16 protein-coding genes and 2 riboswitches are annotated in these 17628 nt (G+C 63.3%); of the genes, 5 read left to right on the top strand and 11 right to left on the bottom strand.

What is annotated here, in order from left to right; translation table 11 throughout:
- Positions 1-13: 13 nt before the first annotated feature.
- Genes HRH33_RS12230 through HRH33_RS12210 form a run of 5 tightly spaced genes read right to left on the bottom strand, consistent with a single transcriptional unit; the run spans position 14 to position 3845 of the window.
- Complete coding sequence (locus HRH33_RS12230; protein ID WP_167417525.1) at positions 14-844, bottom strand: DUF2797 domain-containing protein; 831 nt, start codon at positions 842-844, stop codon at positions 14-16.
- Positions 841-1101 (bottom strand): YeaC family protein, encoded by a 261-nt coding sequence (locus HRH33_RS12225; RefSeq protein ID WP_034097057.1) that lies wholly within the window; start codon positions 1099-1101, stop codon positions 841-843. Before HRH33_RS12225 ends, HRH33_RS12230 begins: the two co-directional genes overlap by 4 nt.
- A gap of 13 nt (positions 1102-1114) precedes the next feature.
- Positions 1115-1987, bottom strand: a complete 873-nt coding sequence (locus tag HRH33_RS12220; protein WP_034113188.1) for a rhomboid family intramembrane serine protease — start codon at positions 1985-1987, stop codon at positions 1115-1117.
- The gene (locus HRH33_RS12215; RefSeq protein ID WP_162276718.1) at positions 1984-2958 is read right to left on the bottom strand and encodes a metallophosphoesterase; all 975 of its coding nucleotides are present in this window, start codon (positions 2956-2958) and stop codon (positions 1984-1986) included. Before HRH33_RS12215 ends, HRH33_RS12220 begins: the two co-directional genes overlap by 4 nt.
- Positions 2955-3845 (bottom strand): NAD(+) kinase, encoded by an 891-nt coding sequence (locus HRH33_RS12210; RefSeq protein WP_034097054.1) that lies wholly within the window; start codon positions 3843-3845, stop codon positions 2955-2957. Before HRH33_RS12210 ends, HRH33_RS12215 begins: the two co-directional genes overlap by 4 nt.
- Positions 3846-3989: 144 nt before the next feature.
- On the opposite strand from HRH33_RS12210, the gene HRH33_RS12205 reads away from it, so the two are divergent.
- Complete coding sequence (locus tag HRH33_RS12205) at positions 3990-4937, top strand: DUF1853 family protein (protein ID WP_034137922.1); 948 nt, start codon at positions 3990-3992, stop codon at positions 4935-4937.
- Between the two features lie 126 nt (positions 4938-5063).
- Here the strand turns inward: HRH33_RS12205 and HRH33_RS12200 are convergent, their stop codons facing one another.
- From HRH33_RS12200 to cobW, 4 genes are read right to left on the bottom strand one after another with little or no spacing between them, the layout of a single operon-like run.
- Positions 5064-5666: a vWA domain-containing protein gene (locus HRH33_RS12200; RefSeq protein WP_167417555.1), complete on the bottom strand. Its 603-nt coding sequence runs from the start codon at positions 5664-5666 to the stop codon at positions 5064-5066.
- Positions 5667-5719: 53 nt separating this feature from the next.
- Entirely contained in the window at positions 5720-6718 is a 999-nt protein-coding gene (locus HRH33_RS12195) for a magnesium chelatase ATPase subunit I (protein ID WP_167417524.1), read from the bottom strand.
- Positions 6715-10479, bottom strand: a complete 3765-nt coding sequence (gene cobN, locus HRH33_RS12190) for a cobaltochelatase subunit CobN (RefSeq protein WP_167417523.1) — start codon at positions 10477-10479, stop codon at positions 6715-6717. The genes HRH33_RS12195 and cobN overlap by 4 nt, the downstream gene beginning before the upstream one ends.
- 3 nt (positions 10480-10482) lie before the next feature.
- Entirely contained in the window at positions 10483-11544 is a 1062-nt protein-coding gene (gene cobW / locus HRH33_RS12185) for a cobalamin biosynthesis protein CobW (protein WP_034097050.1), read from the bottom strand.
- Between the two features lie 92 nt (positions 11545-11636).
- Positions 11637-11835, bottom strand: a riboswitch (cobalamin riboswitch).
- Positions 11836-11876: 41 nt separating this feature from the next.
- A riboswitch (cobalamin riboswitch) is annotated at positions 11877-12084 on the top strand.
- Between the two features lie 97 nt (positions 12085-12181).
- On the opposite strand from cobW, the gene HRH33_RS12180 reads away from it, so the two are divergent.
- The 4 genes from HRH33_RS12180 to cobM all read left to right on the top strand — a co-directional run bounded on the left by HRH33_RS12180 (position 12182) and on the right by cobM (position 14280).
- On the top strand, positions 12182-12370 hold the full coding sequence (locus HRH33_RS12180; RefSeq protein WP_034097049.1) for a CbtB domain-containing protein: 189 nt from the start codon (positions 12182-12184) through the stop codon (positions 12368-12370).
- Positions 12371-12381: 11 nt separating this feature from the next.
- The gene (locus tag HRH33_RS12175; RefSeq protein ID WP_167417522.1) at positions 12382-13074 is read left to right on the top strand and encodes a CbtA family protein; all 693 of its coding nucleotides are present in this window, start codon (positions 12382-12384) and stop codon (positions 13072-13074) included.
- A complete protein-coding gene (locus HRH33_RS12170; protein ID WP_167417521.1) occupies positions 13071-13463 on the top strand; it encodes a cobalamin biosynthesis protein in 393 nt (130 codons plus the stop codon). The genes HRH33_RS12175 and HRH33_RS12170 overlap by 4 nt, the downstream gene beginning before the upstream one ends.
- A gap of 70 nt (positions 13464-13533) precedes the next feature.
- Complete coding sequence (gene cobM / locus HRH33_RS12165) at positions 13534-14280, top strand: precorrin-4 C(11)-methyltransferase (protein WP_167417520.1); 747 nt, start codon at positions 13534-13536, stop codon at positions 14278-14280.
- 339 nt (positions 14281-14619) lie between these two features.
- Here cobM and nfuA read toward each other — a convergent pair whose 3' ends face one another.
- Both nfuA and HRH33_RS12155 read right to left on the bottom strand, forming a co-directional pair.
- Positions 14620-15204, bottom strand: coding sequence for a Fe-S biogenesis protein NfuA (gene nfuA, locus HRH33_RS12160; RefSeq protein WP_034097045.1), 585 nt, complete (start codon positions 15202-15204; stop codon positions 14620-14622).
- Between the two features lie 93 nt (positions 15205-15297).
- Positions 15298-17592 carry a fatty acid cis/trans isomerase gene (locus tag HRH33_RS12155; protein ID WP_167417519.1) on the bottom strand — a complete coding sequence of 765 codons (2295 nt, stop codon included), beginning with the start codon at positions 17590-17592 and terminating at the stop codon, positions 15298-15300.
- Positions 17593-17628 lie beyond the last annotated feature (36 nt).

Below are 17628 nucleotides of genomic sequence, written 5' to 3'. Positions count from 1 at the left end.
GGTGGGCATCCTTCTACTGATGCACGGCGAGCTGGTAGGCCGTGTACTTGCGAATATTGATAACGCCGGTGTCGAAGATCAGGTATTGGCCTTTGATCCCCAGCAGCGTGCCTTCGGCAATCGGGTTCTTGTCCAGGTTGAAGCTGACAATCTTGGCCGGATACTGCTCGACCGGGTAGCGGATTTCGATCGGTTCGATGTCGGCAATGGTTTGGATGGCCTGTAGGCCAAAGCGTTCCTGCAACCCCTGCAAGCCCTCGGCACAGGCGGCGAACAGCTCGTCACGAACTTGCTTGAGGTTCACGCTGGCCGCGTCGCCCTTGAGCAATGCCCGCCAATTGGTCTTATCGGCCACCTGGCTGCGAAACAAGTCTTCGACAAAACCGGACTGCTGGCGCGTAGCCACGCGCATGATCGGTAACGCTTGACTGGCGCCCTGATCCAGCCAACGCGTCGGCAGCTGGGTGGCGCGGGTGATGCCGACCTTGATCCCGGAGGAATTGGCCAGGTACACCACGTGGTCGGTCATGCAGAACTGCTCGCCCCAGCTCGGATCACGGCAAGTGCCGGCGTCGTAATGGCAGCGCTCGGGGCTCATGATGCACAGGTCGCACTGGGCCAGTTTGGTCATGCACGGGTAGCAATAACCTTGGCTGAAACTGGTCTTGGTCTTGCGCCCGCAATGGCTGCAATGAATGGCACCGAGGTATTCCAGGCGCACGTGGGTGCCAATCAACGGGTTGACCGGCACTTCGGTATCGCCCAGACGAAACGCATATAGAACGGTCGGCTCACCGAGTTTCGCCGACATTTTGCTGACTGCACCGCGACCGATTTCAATCAATGGATCGCGTCCGACTTGAACAGGATATTCGGCACGGTGGTCGACTTCGACTGGCATTCCTGCGGGCCCATGTAGCCGGTGCGCTGGTCTTCCGGCAGGTTCTGGATTTCCCAGGCGATCATCGCCTGCAACGACAGTTCGCGCTGCTCGGCGGTGAGTTTGCGGCCGTCGGACCATTTACCGATTTCCACGGCGAGCTTGAGGCTCTGGTAGATGTCCGGGGTGATGTTTTCGATCATTTCAGCAAAAGAGGACATGGAGGCTCTTCCTTTAATTAATTGGCGTTTTACGGCGGCTGTAGAGCCCGCCCAGCAGGCCGGTGAAGCAACCGATCACAAGCCCACCCACATGGGCCGCGTTGGCGATTTCGCCGAAGCCGATCATCGAGACCAACCCCGACAGGCACAGCACCAGCCACACCAGCATCATCGCCAGCACCCCACGGGGCAGGCGATAGGCCGGGTTGGGCGACAACAGTTGATAGATCCAGCAATGCCCGAGCAGGCCATACAACACGCCGGACAACCCGCCGAACAGGCCCGGGCCGCCGTAGGCGTATTGCGCGTAGTTGGAAACCAGGCTGAACAGCAGGGTCAGGCCAAGCAGGTTGATACTGCCCTGGCGCGCTTCGATGCGCCGGCCCAGTTCCCAGTACCACATGCCATTCATGGCCAGGTGCAGAATGCCGAAGTGCAACAGCATCGGTGTGACCAACCGCCACCACTGCCCCGACGCCAGGCTGTCGGCCAAAGGGGTGAACTGAATGTAGTCGCCCAGCACTCGGAACGGCAGAAAGCTCAGCCAGCTCATGGCCTGCAGGTTGTCGCCCAGCAGGGTCAGCGCGCCCACCACCAGGCTCGCCAGCAGCACCAACGCGGTCACCGGGCTATGTCGCACTTGCTGGAGGAAACCGGGACGGGTCACGGGAGCCTGTTCGGGAATGTCCAACTGCTGGTCTGGATCGCCGGCCGGGAAGCGTTGATACAACACGCGCACGTCATCGCTGATGCTTTCCGGCACCCACAACACTTGCTCACCGGCCTCTTCACTCACGCGATGGGGCACTTGCATGCGTTGCAGCAATTTGACGAAACCACCCAGGTCGACGCTCAGGGGCAAGCGTAATACGGCCACGGTACTCATAGGATCACCTCCGGCCGCTCGACATCGACCCACACGAACTTATGCGGGTCCAAGCGAGTTTCCTGGTCCAATCGATAGGCCACCAACTTGCCATACAGCACCGCGCTGTAATCCAGACAGGCCAAGTTGGGGCGAATCGGCGCCGGTTTGCCACTGCGCCAGTAGTGGCCGACGAACAGCAACGGCTCGTCGGCGCCATAGCGCAGCAGGGAGTTCTTTTCATGGGGCGATAACGGCGTGCGCGCCACCGGCTCGGGCAGCGCATCGGGTTGGAACACGATGTCGCCGTAGGTCTTGGGGTCGTCTTCCCAGAACTTGGTGCGGAAGAACGAGCGCGTCAGGCCGTCGCCGCCGGTCAGCGTCAGGCCGTCAGGCAGGCGCATATCGGTGCCGCGCAACAGGCGGTCAAAGGCATTGCAGGCAAAACTGCCAGGCACGGCGGCGGCCTGCAGGAAGTGCGGGTCGATACAGCCGTCCGGAAATGTGGCGCGCAGCGGCTGGATAAAGCTGTCGTCCCAGCACGCATGCACCACGCGGAAACGCCCGGCATCGACAAACAGCGGCATGTCGTAGAACCAGCCGAGGAAGTCGTGCCAGTCGGCCGGATGCTGCTCGAACTGGGTCAAGGTCTCGTGGATCAAGCGCTCATGCCGTGGGGTGTGCTCGCGCACGTACTGCTTGCCACTGCCAGGCGGCGCCGGTGTGGCCCAGCCCAGGGCATTGAACTCGTGATTGCCCATGATGCACAGCGCCTGGCCGGCTTCGGCCATGTCGTGGACGATATGCAGCGCTTCGCGGATGCGTGGGCCACGGTCGATGATATCGCCGAGGAACACCGCCATGCGCGACGGATGGCGCCAGGTGCCGGCCTGCTTGTGATAACCCATCTGGTCGAGCAAGTGCTCAAGGGTATGCGCGCATCCGTGCACGTCTCCAATCAGGTCGTAGCTACGCGCGGGATCGAGCATCAGTCGCCTCCACCCCCCAAGCGGCTGCCCCAGCCCAACTTGGTACGGCACACTTCGTAGTAGTTGTGATCCAGCGGGTGGATCAAGCGCAACTTCTGTGCCTTTTTGCTCACGGTGATGGTGTCACCGGGGGCGCAGGTGAAATGGTTCTGCCCGTCACAGGAGACTTGCGGGTAGATCTGCATGTCTTTGGACACCACGATTTTCAGCTCACTGTTGCCATCGACCACAATCGGTCGGCTGGACAACATATGGGGATACATCGGCACGATCACAATGGCATCGAGCTTGGGGTGCATGATCGGGCCGCCGGCGGACAGCGCATACGCGGTGGAGCCGGTGGGCGTGGCGACGATCAGGCCGTCGGCTTTCTGGCTGCACACGAACTGGCCGTCGATATACAACTCGAATTCGATCATGCGTGTGGACTTGCCAGGGTGCAGTACCACATCGTTGAGCGCATCGCCCTGACCGATGGCTTCACCATGGCGACGCACTTCGGCTTGCAGCAGGAAACGGTTTTCCACCAGGTATTGGCCGTCGAGCACCTTGGCCACTTCGACTTCCAGCTCATCGGGGCGGATATCGGTGAGAAACCCCAGACTGCCCCGGTTGATCCCCAGCACCGGCACGTTATGCCGCGCCAGCGCCCGGGCTGCGCCCAGCAGGCTACCGTCGCCGCCGACCACAATCACCATGTCACATACTTCGCCGAGCATCTTGCGCGACGAGGTCTGTAGGCCGTGGCCCGGCAGGATTTCGGCGATGGTGTCTTCGAGGATCACATGCAGGTGGCGCTCGAGCAGAAACTTCTTAAGCCGGCGGACGGTGTCCAGCACCTGGGTACTGCCCAGGCGACCGATAATGCCGATATTGCGAAATTGCTCCATGGGGCTCCTGCGGGATTGGGGTGTGGCGAAAAACCCCGATTATGGGCGAAAGGCCGCGCCAGGCAAAATCCTTTGTCGCCGCGAAGCCTTGATGACAACGGTTCTCAGCCCCCTTCTGCGCGGTTAAACGGCTATGCTCGGACCATGACTGTGTTCCCCGATCTACTCAACCTGCCCCGCCAACTGCGCCACCCGGAGGTGCGCGACTTGGCGTGGGTGATCCTCGCCCCGCCGATGCTAGCCCGCGCGCCCTGGCCGCAGCGTCACCCGCTGGCCGGCAGTGACTGGGTGCAAGCACCGGATCGGCTCGCCCACTGGTTGCGCAGCCTAGACCAGGACAGCCGGGCCTTGCAGCACTGGTTGAGCCTGTCGCGCACGCGGCGCTTGGGGCTGTACTACGAACGCTTGTGGCAATTTGCCGTGCAGCATGCGCCGGGCGTGGAATTGCTGGCCGCCAACCTGCCGATCCGCCGCGCCGGGCATACCCTCGGTGAGCTGGACATGCTGCTGCGCGACCGCGACGGCGTGCATCACCTGGAATTGGCGATCAAGCTCTATCTCGGCCCGCAGCACGGCAACGGCCAGGACACCGCACAATGGCTGGGCCCCGGCTGTCACGACCGCCTCGACCGCAAACTGGCGCACCTGGCCCAGCATCAACTGCCGATTTCAGCACGGGCCGAGAGCCGCGAAGCTTTGGCGGCGCTGGATATTCAGCAGTTCGACGCGCACTTGTGGCTGGGCGGGTATTTGCTCTATCCCTGGCCCGGCCTGGCCGAACCACCGACGGGCGCTCACCCTCAGCACCTGCGCGGACGTTGGTTGCATCAGCGCGATTGGCGGGATTTTGTCGCGGTCAGCGCGCCCGGACGCTGGCAACCCCTGCCCCGCCATGCGTGGCTGGCGCCGGCGCACTACCCGGCGGACGAGGTGTGGAGCGAGGAACAGATGCAGGCCTGGCTGGCCGACCTTGATCCGATGGCGCCCGCGCAGTTGCTCGTGCGCATGGTGCGGAACGGCGGGGATTGGGAGGAAGCCGAGCGCTTGTTTCTGGTGGCCGACCTTTGGCCGAATGTGCCGGGGGCTGGCTGATGGAGGGTGTGGTGTATGTGAGTGCGTCATCGGGGGCAAGCCCCCTCCCACATTTGACCGAGTACACCCTTTGGAATGCTGTCGAGTGTGGGTGGGATCTCGCCCCCGATAGCGGCGACACCGACACTACAACTCATCGATATGCCGATAATCCAACTGCAACCCAGCCGCCAACTCCTGGGCCCGCCCCAGTCTGATCGGCCCGCGCTCGATATCCACCAGCAACCCCGCACAGTCCAACGGCGGCAACCCCGCAATGTCCTTGAGCCGCCCATCCGTGATCACTAATAAACGCTGTTGCTCAGCGGGATGACGCTTGCGTCTCACCGCCAGCCAATGCCCGGCCTCCGCCAGCGCCGCCAGCAATGGTGTACCACCGCCCGCGCCTAACTGGTCCAGCCAGCCGGCCAGGTTTTTGGCTGCTTTCAACCCCTGAACCTGCCACTTCGGCGCCTGGCCGCTGGCGGTCAACAAGGCCATGCGTGCGCGTTGCCGGTAGGCGTCGTCAAACAGCTGAGCGAGCAACCCCTTAGCGTCGGTTAATGCACGATGCCGCCGGGTGGACGCCGACGCATCGACGATCACCAGCCACAACTCGTGGGCCGCGCGGCTGCGCAGGTGGTAGCACAGGTCTTCACGGGAATGCGGCCGGCCGCCGAGCAAAGTACCGGGCCAGTTGATCGAGCCCTGCCGGGCACTGCGCGCCTTGCCTTGCCTGCCATTGTCCAGTCGCCCGACCTTGGGGCGGGCATCCGTCCCCGCGTCAGGTCGGGGGCGGATGCCTAGGGCTTTTTTGGCCAGGTGGGCACGTCTCGGCGAGTGCCGGTAGGCAGGGCCGGCGCGGGCATATCGCCCCATTGGCCTTGAGCGGGCGAGCTGTCCGAAGGTTTCGGCGACTGTGCCTGGCTGGGTGGGCTGGCCGGTGGAGATGGCTCCTGGCGACGATGGCGCAAGGCAAGTTCCGCGACGGCTTCGATGTCTTCCTCGGCAATCTCATCAGCGCCCCGCCACGCCGCATGGGCCCGAGCGCCGCGCAGCCAGACCAGGTCAGCACGCAAACCATCGACACCGGCGGCAAAGCAGCGCTCGGTAATCTGCGCCAGGGCCTGATCATCCAGCTCGATACTGTCCAACCGCGCCCGCGCCTGAGTGCAGCGCTCGCGCAACGCTGCCTGCTGTTCGGCCCACTCGGTGCAAAAGGCGGCGGGATTGCTGTCGAAATCCAGGCGGCGCCGGAGGATCTGCCCGCGCTCGGCCGGCAAGGTGTGCCCGCTTAACGCCACATTGAAGCCGAAGCGGTCCAGCAGTTGAGGGCGCAACTCGCCCTCCTCCGGGTTCATGGTGCCGACCAGTACAAAGCGCGCCGAATGGCGGTGGGAAATGCCGTCGCGCTCGATCAGGTTGGTGCCACTGGCGGCCACGTCCAGCAGCAAATCCACCAGATGATCGGGCAGCAAATTCACTTCATCCACATACAGCACACCGCCATCGGCCTTGGCCAACACGCCCGGGGAAAACTGCGCACGCCCCTCGCCCAGCGCGGCGTCCAGATCCAGGGTGCCCACCAAGCGTTCTTCGGTGGCCCCCAGCGGCAACGTCACGAATTGACCGCTGGCCAACAGATCGGCCAGGCCACGGGCCAGGGTGGACTTGGCCATGCCGCGCGGACCTTCGATCAGCACGCCGCCGATCTTGGGATCGATAGCCGCCAGGCACAGCGCCAGTTTCAGGTCATCGGCGCCGACCACGGCGGACAGCGGGAAATGGGGAATATCGGTCATTGACTGTCTTCTTCTATATCCAGCAACAGGTTTTCCAAGGCGTCACGGTAAGCACCTGGCGCCTGCCAGAGGCCGCGCTGCTGGGCTTCGAGCATGCGCTCGGTCATGTCGCGCAATGCGTCGGGGTTGTGTTGCTGCACGAACGCCCGGGTGTCGGGGTCGAGCAGGTAGGCATCGGCAAGCAAGGCATATTGATGATCGTCAATCAGCGCCGTGGTGGCGTCGAAGGCGAACAGATTGTCCACGGTGGCCGCCATCTCGAACGCGCCTTTATAGCCATGACGCTTCACCCCTTCGATCCACTTGGGGTTGGCGGCGCGGGCGCGGATCACCCGGTTCAGCTCTTCCTTCAAGGTGCGAATCTTCGGCAGGTCCGGCTGGCTGTGGTCACCGTGGTAGCTGGCGGCCTTGTCGCCGCTCAGGGTTTCCACAGCGGCGAGCATGCCGCCCTGGAACTGGTAATAGTCATTGGAATCAAGCAGGTCGTGTTCGCGATTGTCCTGGTTCTGCACCACCGCCTGCACCTGGCTCAGGCGCTGGGCGAATTGCTCGCGGGCAGCGGTGCCCTCGTCGGACCCGCCATAGGCGTAGCCACCCCAGTTCAGGTAGACCTCGGCCAGGTCCGCACGGCTTTGCCACAAACGCCCATCAATCGCGCCCTGCACCCCCGCGCCATAGGCCCCCGGCTTGGCACCGAAGATGCGCCAACCGGCCTGCTTGGCTGCCGCGTCGTCGTCCAGCCCGGATTGACGCAATGCCTCACGCTCGCTGCGCACCTTGGCGGCCAGCGGGTTCATATCGTCCGGTTCGTCCAGCGCTGCCACCGCCTGCACCGCCGCGTCGAACAGGCGGATCAGGTTGGCGAAGGCATCACGGAAGAACCCCGACACGCGCAAGGTCACATCGACGCGCGGGCGGTCCAGCAGGCTGATCGGCAGGATCTCGAAGTCGTCCACCCGCTGGCTGCCGGTGGCCCAGACCGGGCGCACGCCCATGAGCGCCATGGCCTGGGCGATATCGTCGCCGCCGGTACGCATCGTAGCGGTGCCCCATACCGACAGGCCGAGCTGACGCAGGTGATCGCCATGATCTTGCAGGTGCCGCTCCAGAATCAGGTTGGCCGACTGGAAGCCGATACGCCAGGCCGTGGTGGTGGGCAGGTTGCGCACATCCACGCTGAAGAAATTGCGCCCGGTGGGCAGCACATCCAGGCGCCCGCGACTCGGCGCACCGCTGGGCCCCGCCGGCACGAAGCGACCGCTCAGCGCATCCAGCAAGCCGCGCATTTCCGCTGGGCCGCAGGCGTCCAGGCGCGGCGCGACGACGCTGCGCAGGTTGTCGATCACCGCACTCACCTCTTCCCAGCCCGGTGCCTGCAATACCGCCAGCGGGCCGTCCAAGGCTTGCTCGATCAACTGCGCCGCATACAGCTCCAGGCGCTCGCGGGTATCGCCAGCGGTGCGCCAAGGCTGACTATCAATGCCTTGCAGCACCTCGGGGCGCCGGCCGGTCCAGGGTTCGGCCAGGGCGCAGTCCAGCGGGTCGAAGCCCAGCGCGAAAGCCTTGGCCAACACGCGCAGCAGGCTCGATTGCGCGCCACGCCCGTCGCCGCGCGGAATGCGCAGCAAGGCCAGCAATGTGTCGATGCGCAAACGGCCCTGGGGCGATTCGCCGAAGATGTGCAGGCCGTCGCGAATCTGAGATTCCTTGAGGTCGCACAGGTAGGTGTCCAGGCGCGGTAGCCAAATCGCGGCATCGGCATCGCCGTCCAGCTGCAGTTCCTGGTCGATGCGGGTTTCGCGCACCAGTTTGAGAATGTCTTTCTGCAACTCGCGAGCGCGGCGTGGGTCGAGCAATTGCGCTTCGTAATACTCGTCCGCCAGCAGCTCCAGGTCGCGCAGCGGACCGTAGGTTTCGGCGCGGGTCAGCGGTGGCATCAGGTGATCGATGATCACCGCCTGGGTACGACGTTTGGCCTGGGCGCCCTCGCCCGGGTCGTTGACGATAAACGGATAGATGTTCGGCAGCGGCCCCAGCAATGCATCCGGCCAGCAGTGCTCCGAGAGGCCCACGCCCTTGCCCGGCAGCCATTCCAGGTTGCCGTGCTTGCCGACGTGGATCACGCCATGGGCGCCATAGGTATGGCGCAACCAGAAGTAGAACGCCAGGTAGCCATGGGGCGGCACCAGGTCCGGGTCGTGGTACACCGCGCTGGCGTCCACCTGATAGCCGCGCGCCGGCTGGATACCGACAAAGGTCAGGCCCAGGCGCAAGCCGGCAATCATCAGGCGGCCATCGCGGCACATCGGGTCTTGCTGCGGCGCGCCCCAACGCTGCAACACGGCCTGGCGGTTGGCTTCGGGCAAGCGCAAGAACAACGCCTCGTACTCGTCCAGGCCCAGGCTCTGGTGGCAAGGGCGCAGGTCCAGGCTGTCGAGGTCGTTGGTCACGCCACCGAGCAGTTCATGGATCAACGCCGTGCCGCTGTCGGGCAGTCGATCCGGCAGCGGATAGCCCTCGGTTTGCAGCGCGCGCAGGATATTCAGCGCCGCCGCCGGAGTGTCCAGGCCGACGCCGTTGCCGATGCGACCGTCACGGGTCGGGTAGTTGGCCAGCACCAGGGCGATACGTTTTTCCGCATTCGGCACCCGCGCCAGCTCGACCCAGCGCCGCGCCAGTTCGGCGACGAAATCCATGCGCTCGGGCGCGGCGCGATAGCACACCACGTCGGACTGGCTGCGCTCGCTGCGCCAGGCCAAATCCTTGAAGCTGATCGGCCGGCTGATGATGCGTCCATCCAGCTCCGGCAAGGCAATGTGCATGGCCAGGTCACGGGGCCCCAGGCCCTGTTCGCTGGCCTCCCAGCCGGGCTGATTGTCCTGGGCGCAGATCGCCTGGATCACCGGGATATTGCGCCGAAACGGGCGTAAATGCGGCGCCTCCGGGCTGGATTGAGCAAAGCCGGTGGTGTTGAGAATGACCGCCGCGCCGACCTCGTCCAGCAGATCCTCGACCACCGTCAGGCAGCCAGGCTCCTTCAAACTCGCCACCGCCATTGGCAACGGGTTAAGCCCCGCCGTTTGCAGACGCTGGCAGAACACATCGATAAAGCCGGTATTGGCCGCCTGCAGGTGGGAGCGATAGAACAGCACCGCCGCCACCGGCCACTCGGCGCGCCAATCCGCCTGCCAATCGCTCAAGCGTGGGGTGGCGTGGCACGGGTGATAAATCGCCGTGCGCGGCAAGGTGTGGGGCTCGGCCCAGGCATAGTCACGGCCCAGGTGAGCGCTGGCCAGGCAGCGATAGAAATCCAGCGCATTGCCCAACCCGCCCTGGCGCAGGAACTGCCACAAGCGGTCGCGCTGTTCGGCGTCAACCGTGCTCAGGCCGCTGAGTTCCGGGTCCGGGCGATCATCCCCCGGCACCAGAATCAACGTCACCCCACGTTCGGCCAGCTCCGCCAGGCGCTCGACGCCATAGCGCCAGTAACCGATACCGCCGTGCAGCGAAATCAGAATGACTTTTGCGTGGCGCAGTACCTCGTCGACGTACAGGTCCACCGAGGCATGGTTCTGCACCTGCATGGGGTTGGCCAGGCGCAGGCTGGGGTAGTCGTCGGGCAGTTGCCGGGCTGCTTCGGCCAGTAGCGCCAAGCTGGAGTCGCCACTGCACAGGACCACCAGTTCGGCGGGCGTCTGGCCAAGGTCGGCGATATTGTCGTCCGCGACAAAACCGCCGGGCTGAGTCCTGAGCAGGTGCATGGGTTAAACGCTGAGCGCGGCGCGCAGTTGCGCTTCGAGTCCGGCGGCGTCCAGGTCCTGACCGATCAGCACCAGGCGCGTGGTGCGCGGCTCGTCGGCCGTCCAGGCGCGGTCGAAGTGTTTGTCGAAACGGGTACCCACGCCTTGGATCAGCAGGCGCATCGGTTTGTTGGGGATAGCGGCGAAACCTTTGACGCGCAGGATGCCGTGCTGCACCACCAATTGCGTCAGGGCGTCGAGCAGCAGCGCTTCGTCGGCCTGTGGCAGATCAATGGAGATGGAGTCGAACGCGTCGTGGTCGTGATCGTCTTCACCTTCGTGGTGGTGGTCGTGATGGCTGTGACGCGCGTCGATGTGTTCCTCAGAGCCTGCGCCCAGGCCGATCAGCACCTCCAGGGGCAAGCGACCGCTGCTGGCTTCAACGATCTTCACCGCCGGCGGCAGTTCTTCGGCGACTTCCAGGCGCACACGGGCCAGGTCATCGGGGCTGATCAGGTCGCACTTGTTGAGGATCACCAGGTCGGCGCTGGCCAGTTGGTCGGCGAACAGTTCGTGCAGCGGCGATTCGTGGTCCAGGTTCGGGTCGAGCTTGCGCTGGGCATCGACCTGATCCGGGAACGCAGCAAAAGTGCCGGCGGCCACGGCTGGGCTGTCGACCACGGTGATTACCGCGTCAACCGTGCAGGCGCTGCGGATTTCCGGCCACTGGAAGGCTTGAACCAAAGGTTTTGGCAGGGCCAGGCCCGAGGTTTCGATCAGGATATGGTCGAGGTCGCCACGGCGCGCCACCAATTCGCGCATCACCGGAAAGAACTCTTCCTGCACTGTGCAGCACAGGCAGCCGTTGGCCAGTTCATACACGCGGCCGTTGGCTTCTTCCTCGGTGCAGCCGATGGAGCACTGTTTGAGGATCTCGCCGTCGATGCCCAACTCGCCGAACTCGTTGACGATCACCGCAATGCGACGGCCCTGAGCGTTGTCGAGCATATGGCGCAGCAAGGTGGTTTTGCCCGAGCCGAGGAAGCCGGTAACGATGGTGACGGGAAGTTTGGCCAGTGTTTTCATCGGATGCCCTTGGGGGCGGGCATACGGGACGATAGGCCCTGCGCAGGCGCGCAGCAGCGGATTCGTCACCGGATCACCCCGCCCGGTTGAATTAAAAAATCGGTGACGAGGCAGGTCTCCTGGCTTGGGGCGTTCGGGTCGCAAGACCGGCGCTGACTGCGCCTTCCCGCCTGATGGCAGTGGCATGGCAGTCAACTGAACCCTTCACAGTTGCGGGGGCAGCCGCGGCTTGGACCGCGTTCCCTTCTTAGCTTCGACCTGGGCCGAAGAACCTCGAAGGTGCAAGGCTACAGGGGGATGGTGAATTTGACTACCGCTGCTCTGCATGCTTTCCTACAGACCTTGTTTCGGGTGCCCTTCACAGGGTGAAACGGGAAACCGGTGCGCCATCTTGCGATGGTCAGTCCGGTGCTGCCCCCGCAACGGTAAGCGAGCGAAGCGTCACGGCCACTGTGCTTGAGCATGGGAAGGCGACGCTTTAAGGGTTCTTGGCAGAGCCCCCTCGCAAGCCCGGAGACCGGCCCGAAAAAACCAGATAACAACCCGCGGTGGGCGGGCGCTGTTCAAACCCTGCGGGTCCGGCTCGCGGGTTTTTTATGCGCACGTCCCCACCCCAGACACCTGAAAGGGACGCGCCATGTCGATCATCAGCAGCACTTCGCCCGCCACCAGCGGCACCACTACCCTGAGCCAACGCCTGACCGCCGCCATCGGTGCGTCGATCCTCGGCGCGTGCCTGGTGTATTTCGCCGGCTTTTCGCACATCGAGGCGGTGCATAACGCCGCCCACGATACCCGCCACAGCGCCGCGTTCCCGTGCCACTGAGACCTGCCGAGATGATTAAGCGTATTGCGCAAACCGCAGGATTCACCGGCCTGCTGGCCGCCCTGCTGCTGACCCTGCTGCAAAGCTTCTGGGTGGCACCGCTGATTTTGCAGGCCGAGACCTTCGAGCAGGCACCGGCAGCCCATGAACACGCCACCGGCACCGCCGCGCATACCCACGACGCAGAGGCCTGGGAGCCGGAAGATGGCTGGCAGCGCGTGCTGTCGACCACCGCCGGCAACCTGGTAGTGGCCGTCGGTTTTGCCTTGATGCTGGCCGGTCTCTACACCCTGCGCGCCCCGACCCGCACGGCTCAGGGCCTGCTGTGGGGCTTGGCCGGTTATGCGACTTTCGTGCTGGCACCCACCCTGGGCCTGCCGCCGGAACTGCCGGGCACCGCAGCGGCTGACCTGGCGCTGCGTCAGGCCTGGTGGATCGGCACCGCCGCGTCCACCGCGGCCGGTATCGCCCTGCTGGTGTTCGGTCGCAACGCGCTGCTCAAAGTCCTGGGCGTGGCCATCCTTGTAGTGCCCCATGTGATTGGCGCGCCACAGCCGGCAGTGCATTCGATGCTGGCGCCGGAAGCGCTGGAAGCGCAGTTCAAAATCGCTTCGCAGCTGACCAACATGGCGTTCTGGCTGGCGTTGGGCCTGATCAGCGCGTGGTTGTTCCGGCGTAACCGCGACAGTCATTACGCGGCATGAGCCTCGTCGCCGGTCTGGGCTGCCAGCGAGGTTGTGAGGTTCACAGCCTGTTGGCGTTGCTGGATGAGGCATTGGCCGAAGCAGGCGTCGAGCGCCGGCAGCTCACTGCACTGGCGAGTATCGATCTGAAACACGCTGAACCAGGGCTGCTGGCGTTGGCCACAGCCTTGGCCCTGCCCTTGTGCTGCTTTAACGCCCAGCACCTGGCGGCACATGAAGGTCGGCTGAGCCACAAATCTGCCGTGGCTTTTGCCCACACCGGCTGTTACGGCATTGCCGAAAGCGCCGCGCTGGCAGCGGCCGAACAGCTCGACGCAGCCCCTGCCAGACTGCTGATCACCCGCCGCAAAAACGCCCGTGCCACCGTGGCATTGGCCTGCACGGGTTAAAAACCCGATAATCGCCCTCCCCGATCATGAACAATCTTCATGCTCGTCCGTTTTTTCACAGGAACGCTCCATGACCGTCTACTTTATCGGCGCCGGCCCCGGCGACCCGGAATTGATCACTGTCAAAGGCCAGCGGTTGATCCGCAGTTGCCCGGTGATTATCTACGCGGGGTCACTGGTGCCAGCGGCGGTGCTGGAGGGCCATCAGGCCTTACAGGTGGTCAACAGCGCTGAGCTGCACTTGGAACAGATCATTGAGTTGATCCAGACCGCCCACGCCAATGGCTTCGATGTGGCGCGAGTCCACTCCGGCGACCCGAGCCTGTATGGAGCCATCGGCGAGCAGATTCGCTGCTTGCGTGAACTGGGCATCCCATTCCAGATCATCCCCGGCGTGACTGCCGTTGCCGCTTGCGCGGCCTTGCTGGAAACCGAACTGACCCTGCCGGACATCGCCCAGAGCGTGATCCTGACGCGCTACGCCGACAAGACCCCCATGCCCGCCGGCGAAGACTTCGCCAGCCTGGCTCGACATGGCACCACCATGGCGATTCACCTGGGGGTCAACCATCTGGAAAAGATCGTCGCCGAACTGCTCCCACACTACGGTGCGGATTGCCCGATCGCCGTGGTGCATCGCGCAACCTGGCCGGATCAGGATTGGGTGACAGGGACGCTGGGGGATATTGCCGGGAAAGTCGTCGCCAAAGGGTTTCGACGCACGGCGTTGATTTTAGTGGGTCGGGTGTTGGCCAGTGACGGTTTCAGTGAATCCTCGTTGTATCGGGCGGGGCATGTGCACCTTTATCGAACTTGATAAATAACTTTATCAATTAGATATAAGCTTTTGATTTAGTTTATTTTTATAGAGGCGTATCAGTTGGCGGCTTAGTTGCTGATCCGGCGCTATCGGGGGCAAGCCCCCTCCCACAGTAGACCGCGTTCACTGGACGCTGTGAGGTTGCTTCATGTGGGAGGGGGCTTGCCTCCGATAGGGACTTCCAGTAGTTGAAGGCCACGCTGACTCACTACAATCTTAGGCAAGCCTTTTCATCACTTAATCTGATTTATGAGATAAATATCTCAACCAACTGAATTTAAACCAAAAAAAACGGCGCTCACGGGCGCCGTTTTTTGTTCGCAGCGAACGCCTTACTCAGTAGTAGGCGTTTTCTTTCTGCGTATGGTCGGTCACGTCACGCACACCCTTGAGCTCCGGAATACGCTCCAGCAAGGTGCGCTCGATGCCTTCCTTCAAGGTTACGTCGGCCTGGCCGCAGCCTTGGCAGCCGCCGCCGAACTTCAACACAGCGATGCCATCTTCGACCACGTCGATCAGGCTGACCTGACCGCCGTGGCTGGCAAGTCCTGGGTTGATCTCGGTTTGCAAGTAGTAGTTGATGCGCTCGTTCACCGGGCTGTCGGCGTTGACGTTCGGCACCTTGGCGTTCGGCGCCTTGATGGTCAACTGGCCGCCCATACGGTCGGTGGCGTAGTCCACCACCGCGTCGTCGAGAAACGCTTCGCTGAAGCTATCGATGTACGCGGTGAAGCTTTTGAGCCCCAGGGCAGTGTCTTCAGGTTTCTCTTCACCGGGCTTGCAGTAGGCAATGCACGTCTCGGCGTATTGGGTGCCGGGCTGGGTGATAAAGACGCGGATGCCGATGCCCGGGGTGTTCTGCTTGGACAGCAGGTCGGCCAGGTAATCGTGGGCGGCGTCGGTAATGGTTATGGCAGTCATGGAAACTCCTCACAGGCTTGCCGGCAGTTTACGCCAAATCATTACAGAGTTACAAAGTCCTAGTATTTTTGTCGGAAAAGCCCGTCACGCAGATCAGAGGTTTTGATAACGATTCATGTCCAGCACGCCCTCTTCCAGTGGAGTGGTCTCGTGGAGGTAGCGCGACAGGTCGTGAAAATACGCCCAGAACTGCGGATGGCTGCGACGCACGCCCCAGCGATCGACGATCTTCTCAAAGCTCTCGGCGTCCTGGGCCTGCTCCATGCGGGAGACGAACTCCGGCACGTCCCCGGCGGGAATATTGAACATAAAGTTCGGGTAGCTGCTCAGCACCCCAGGGTAGACCGTCAGCGTGTCCAACCCCGGCTGGTAGCGGTACGCCTCCCCTAGCAGGAACGCCACGTTACTGTGGGCACGGTTGCGCAACAGGCTATAGACCTCACGTTTGCCGCTCGGGGTTTCCACGCGCAGCATCGTGGCTTCGGGCAATTGATTGATCACTTTGAGCCCAGCCGCCGGGCGCGACGCAAGGCGGCTGAGGGCCTGGTCGACGTCCTGCAGCGCCGGATCGATGCCCTCACGCGAGCAGTACGCACCGGTACAACGGTTGATCGGGTCGGGGCTGACGTTCAAGTCGCCGTAGCGGGCAAGCAACTGCTGGGCGAAATCGCGTTTCGGGTCCTTCTTATCCAAGTGCAGGCCAGTGGGCTTATCGTCGTCGATGGCTTCGTAGTCCAGCCACAGCTTGAGCTTGCCGCTGTTCTGGTACCAGTCGTCGAGGTAGTCCTCGCGAGAGTCCGCCGGCATCAAGCGCAGGAAGTTCTGCTCGGCGCCATTGCGGATCAGGTCGAAATACAGGCGAGTCTGGGCCTGGTGCGAGACATTGCCGAACACATCGAAATTGACCACCAACTGGTAATAGGTGCGCTCCAGCAACGGGTAATCGAACAGCCACATCGTCTGCGGCACCTCGCCGATCAGGCCCTTATTGACCGACGCACTGTCGAAGTGCCGGAAGATGCTCAACAGCGCATTGTCATTGCCGGCCCACAGGGTCGACCAACTGGGCGCCGGCAGGTCTGCGTAGCTGTCGCGGCGCAGGGCTTCGTACTGGTTGCGTTTGTCGCGGTATTTGAGCCACAGGCTAAGCACGCTGCCCACGTCATCGTTCTGCCCCGGCATCGCCAGCAACGGTGTGGCTTGGCCGCGATAGCGCGCATCGGTGATGTACAGGTCATGGTCCGGGGCCTGGAACAAAGCCCAGAAGTTATCGCGGATCACGTCCGTGGCGATCTGCCCACGGCACACCGGCCCGCGAATAAAGGTACGCACGAAGTATTCGGCGTTATCCAGCATGAACTGATAGCGCGCCTGGGCCGGGATCGCCTCAAAGGTCTCGAACGGGTTGGCACGCCGCCCTGGGCCGTAGCCCGGTAACGCGCTGACCTGCCAGTCGCTGCCATAGAACAAGGCTTTGATCCGCGCCATTTTCTGCGCACTGAGCGGATAGGTGATGTGGGTTTTATGCACGATCACGCCCTGGATCGGCCACAAACGGTAGTAAATCCGCGTGCCCGGGTCGTCGTTGGGGCGACGGGTGTTGATCAGGTCAATCGGTTGGCCGCTGGGCGTGCGCGAGCGCACCCACTGAAAGAAATGCCCCGGCTCACCGCCCTCGAAGTACAGATGGGCGATAAACAGGTGCTCGAACAGCCAGCGCGCCACCAGGCTTTCGCGGGCGCCGGGGGCGTTGAGCAGGTTTTCCCATTGCAGCACCTGCGCCGCTTCGCGGGTACTGGGTGCCACGCCTTGCTCGTCGATGGGCGCCCCGGAGGCCAGCCAGCGTTGCAGTGTCTGGTATTGCTGGTCGGTCAGCCCGGTGACCGCCAGCGGCATGCCTTCATTGGGATGGGCGCCGGCATAGGCGTCGAACTCCCCCGGCAAGGGGCACATGTTTTCACGATTGAGGCCCAGCACAATGTCGTCGGGCAGCTTGCCATTGGGCTGCAAGGGCGTGCGACGATGTCCCAGCTCCAGCATGCGCGCCATCAAGGCAGCCTGACTGCCCTGGGCATCCAGCACCGAACTGAACCCTTCGCGCTGCCAGGCGGCCTTGCCGAAGGCGTCATAGAACAGACGGGTCGGCTTGGTTGCCTGGCTGCGTTCGCCATCGTAGACCGGTACTTTGCTCGCGCCCCGCGCCGCACCTTCGCCACTGCCCAGGTTCAACTGGCAGGCGGAGTCGTAGCACGCATGGCAGGCCACGCACTTCTCGGTGAAAATCGGCTGGATATCGCGGGTGTAGGAGATTGCAGGAACGGGACTCTGGGCGTGGACGGTGCTGGCGAGCAAGGCCAATGCGGCGCCGACGAGTGAACGAAGTAACATGGATCGGTCCCGATTCAAGGGGTACGCTGAAAAATT

The sequence above is a fragment of the Pseudomonas rhodesiae genome (assembly GCF_013285305.1).
Taxonomy (GTDB): Bacteria; Pseudomonadota; Gammaproteobacteria; order Pseudomonadales; family Pseudomonadaceae; genus Aquipseudomonas; species Aquipseudomonas rhodesiae.
This window is presented reverse-complemented; position numbering and strand designations above follow the sequence as displayed.

Excerpts from the sequence above, each read along its gene's own strand:
- HRH33_RS12225 (WP_034097057.1), bottom strand. The coding sequence starts at position 1,101 with ATGTCCTCTTTTGCTGAAATGATCGAAAACATCACCCCGGACATCTAC.
- HRH33_RS12220 (WP_034113188.1), bottom strand. The coding sequence starts at position 1,987 with ATGAGTACCGTGGCCGTATTACGCTTGCCCCTGAGCGTCGACCTGGGT.
- HRH33_RS12210 (WP_034097054.1), bottom strand. The coding sequence starts at position 3,845 with ATGGAGCAATTTCGCAATATCGGCATTATCGGTCGCCTGGGCAGTACC.
- HRH33_RS12205 (WP_034137922.1), top strand. The coding sequence starts at position 3,990 with ATGACTGTGTTCCCCGATCTACTCAACCTGCCCCGCCAACTGCGCCAC.
- HRH33_RS12195 (WP_167417524.1), bottom strand. The coding sequence starts at position 6,718 with ATGACCGATATTCCCCATTTCCCGCTGTCCGCCGTGGTCGGCGCCGAT.
- cobN (WP_167417523.1), bottom strand. The coding sequence starts at position 10,479 with ATGCACCTGCTCAGGACTCAGCCCGGCGGTTTTGTCGCGGACGACAAT.
- cobW (WP_034097050.1), bottom strand. The coding sequence starts at position 11,544 with ATGAAAACACTGGCCAAACTTCCCGTCACCATCGTTACCGGCTTCCTC.
- HRH33_RS12180 (WP_034097049.1), top strand. The coding sequence starts at position 12,182 with ATGTCGATCATCAGCAGCACTTCGCCCGCCACCAGCGGCACCACTACC.
- HRH33_RS12175 (WP_167417522.1), top strand. The coding sequence starts at position 12,382 with ATGATTAAGCGTATTGCGCAAACCGCAGGATTCACCGGCCTGCTGGCC.
- HRH33_RS12170 (WP_167417521.1), top strand. The coding sequence starts at position 13,071 with ATGAGCCTCGTCGCCGGTCTGGGCTGCCAGCGAGGTTGTGAGGTTCAC.
- cobM (WP_167417520.1), top strand. The coding sequence starts at position 13,534 with ATGACCGTCTACTTTATCGGCGCCGGCCCCGGCGACCCGGAATTGATC.
- nfuA (WP_034097045.1), bottom strand. The coding sequence starts at position 15,204 with ATGACTGCCATAACCATTACCGACGCCGCCCACGATTACCTGGCCGAC.
- HRH33_RS12155 (WP_167417519.1), bottom strand. The coding sequence starts at position 17,592 with ATGTTACTTCGTTCACTCGTCGGCGCCGCATTGGCCTTGCTCGCCAGC.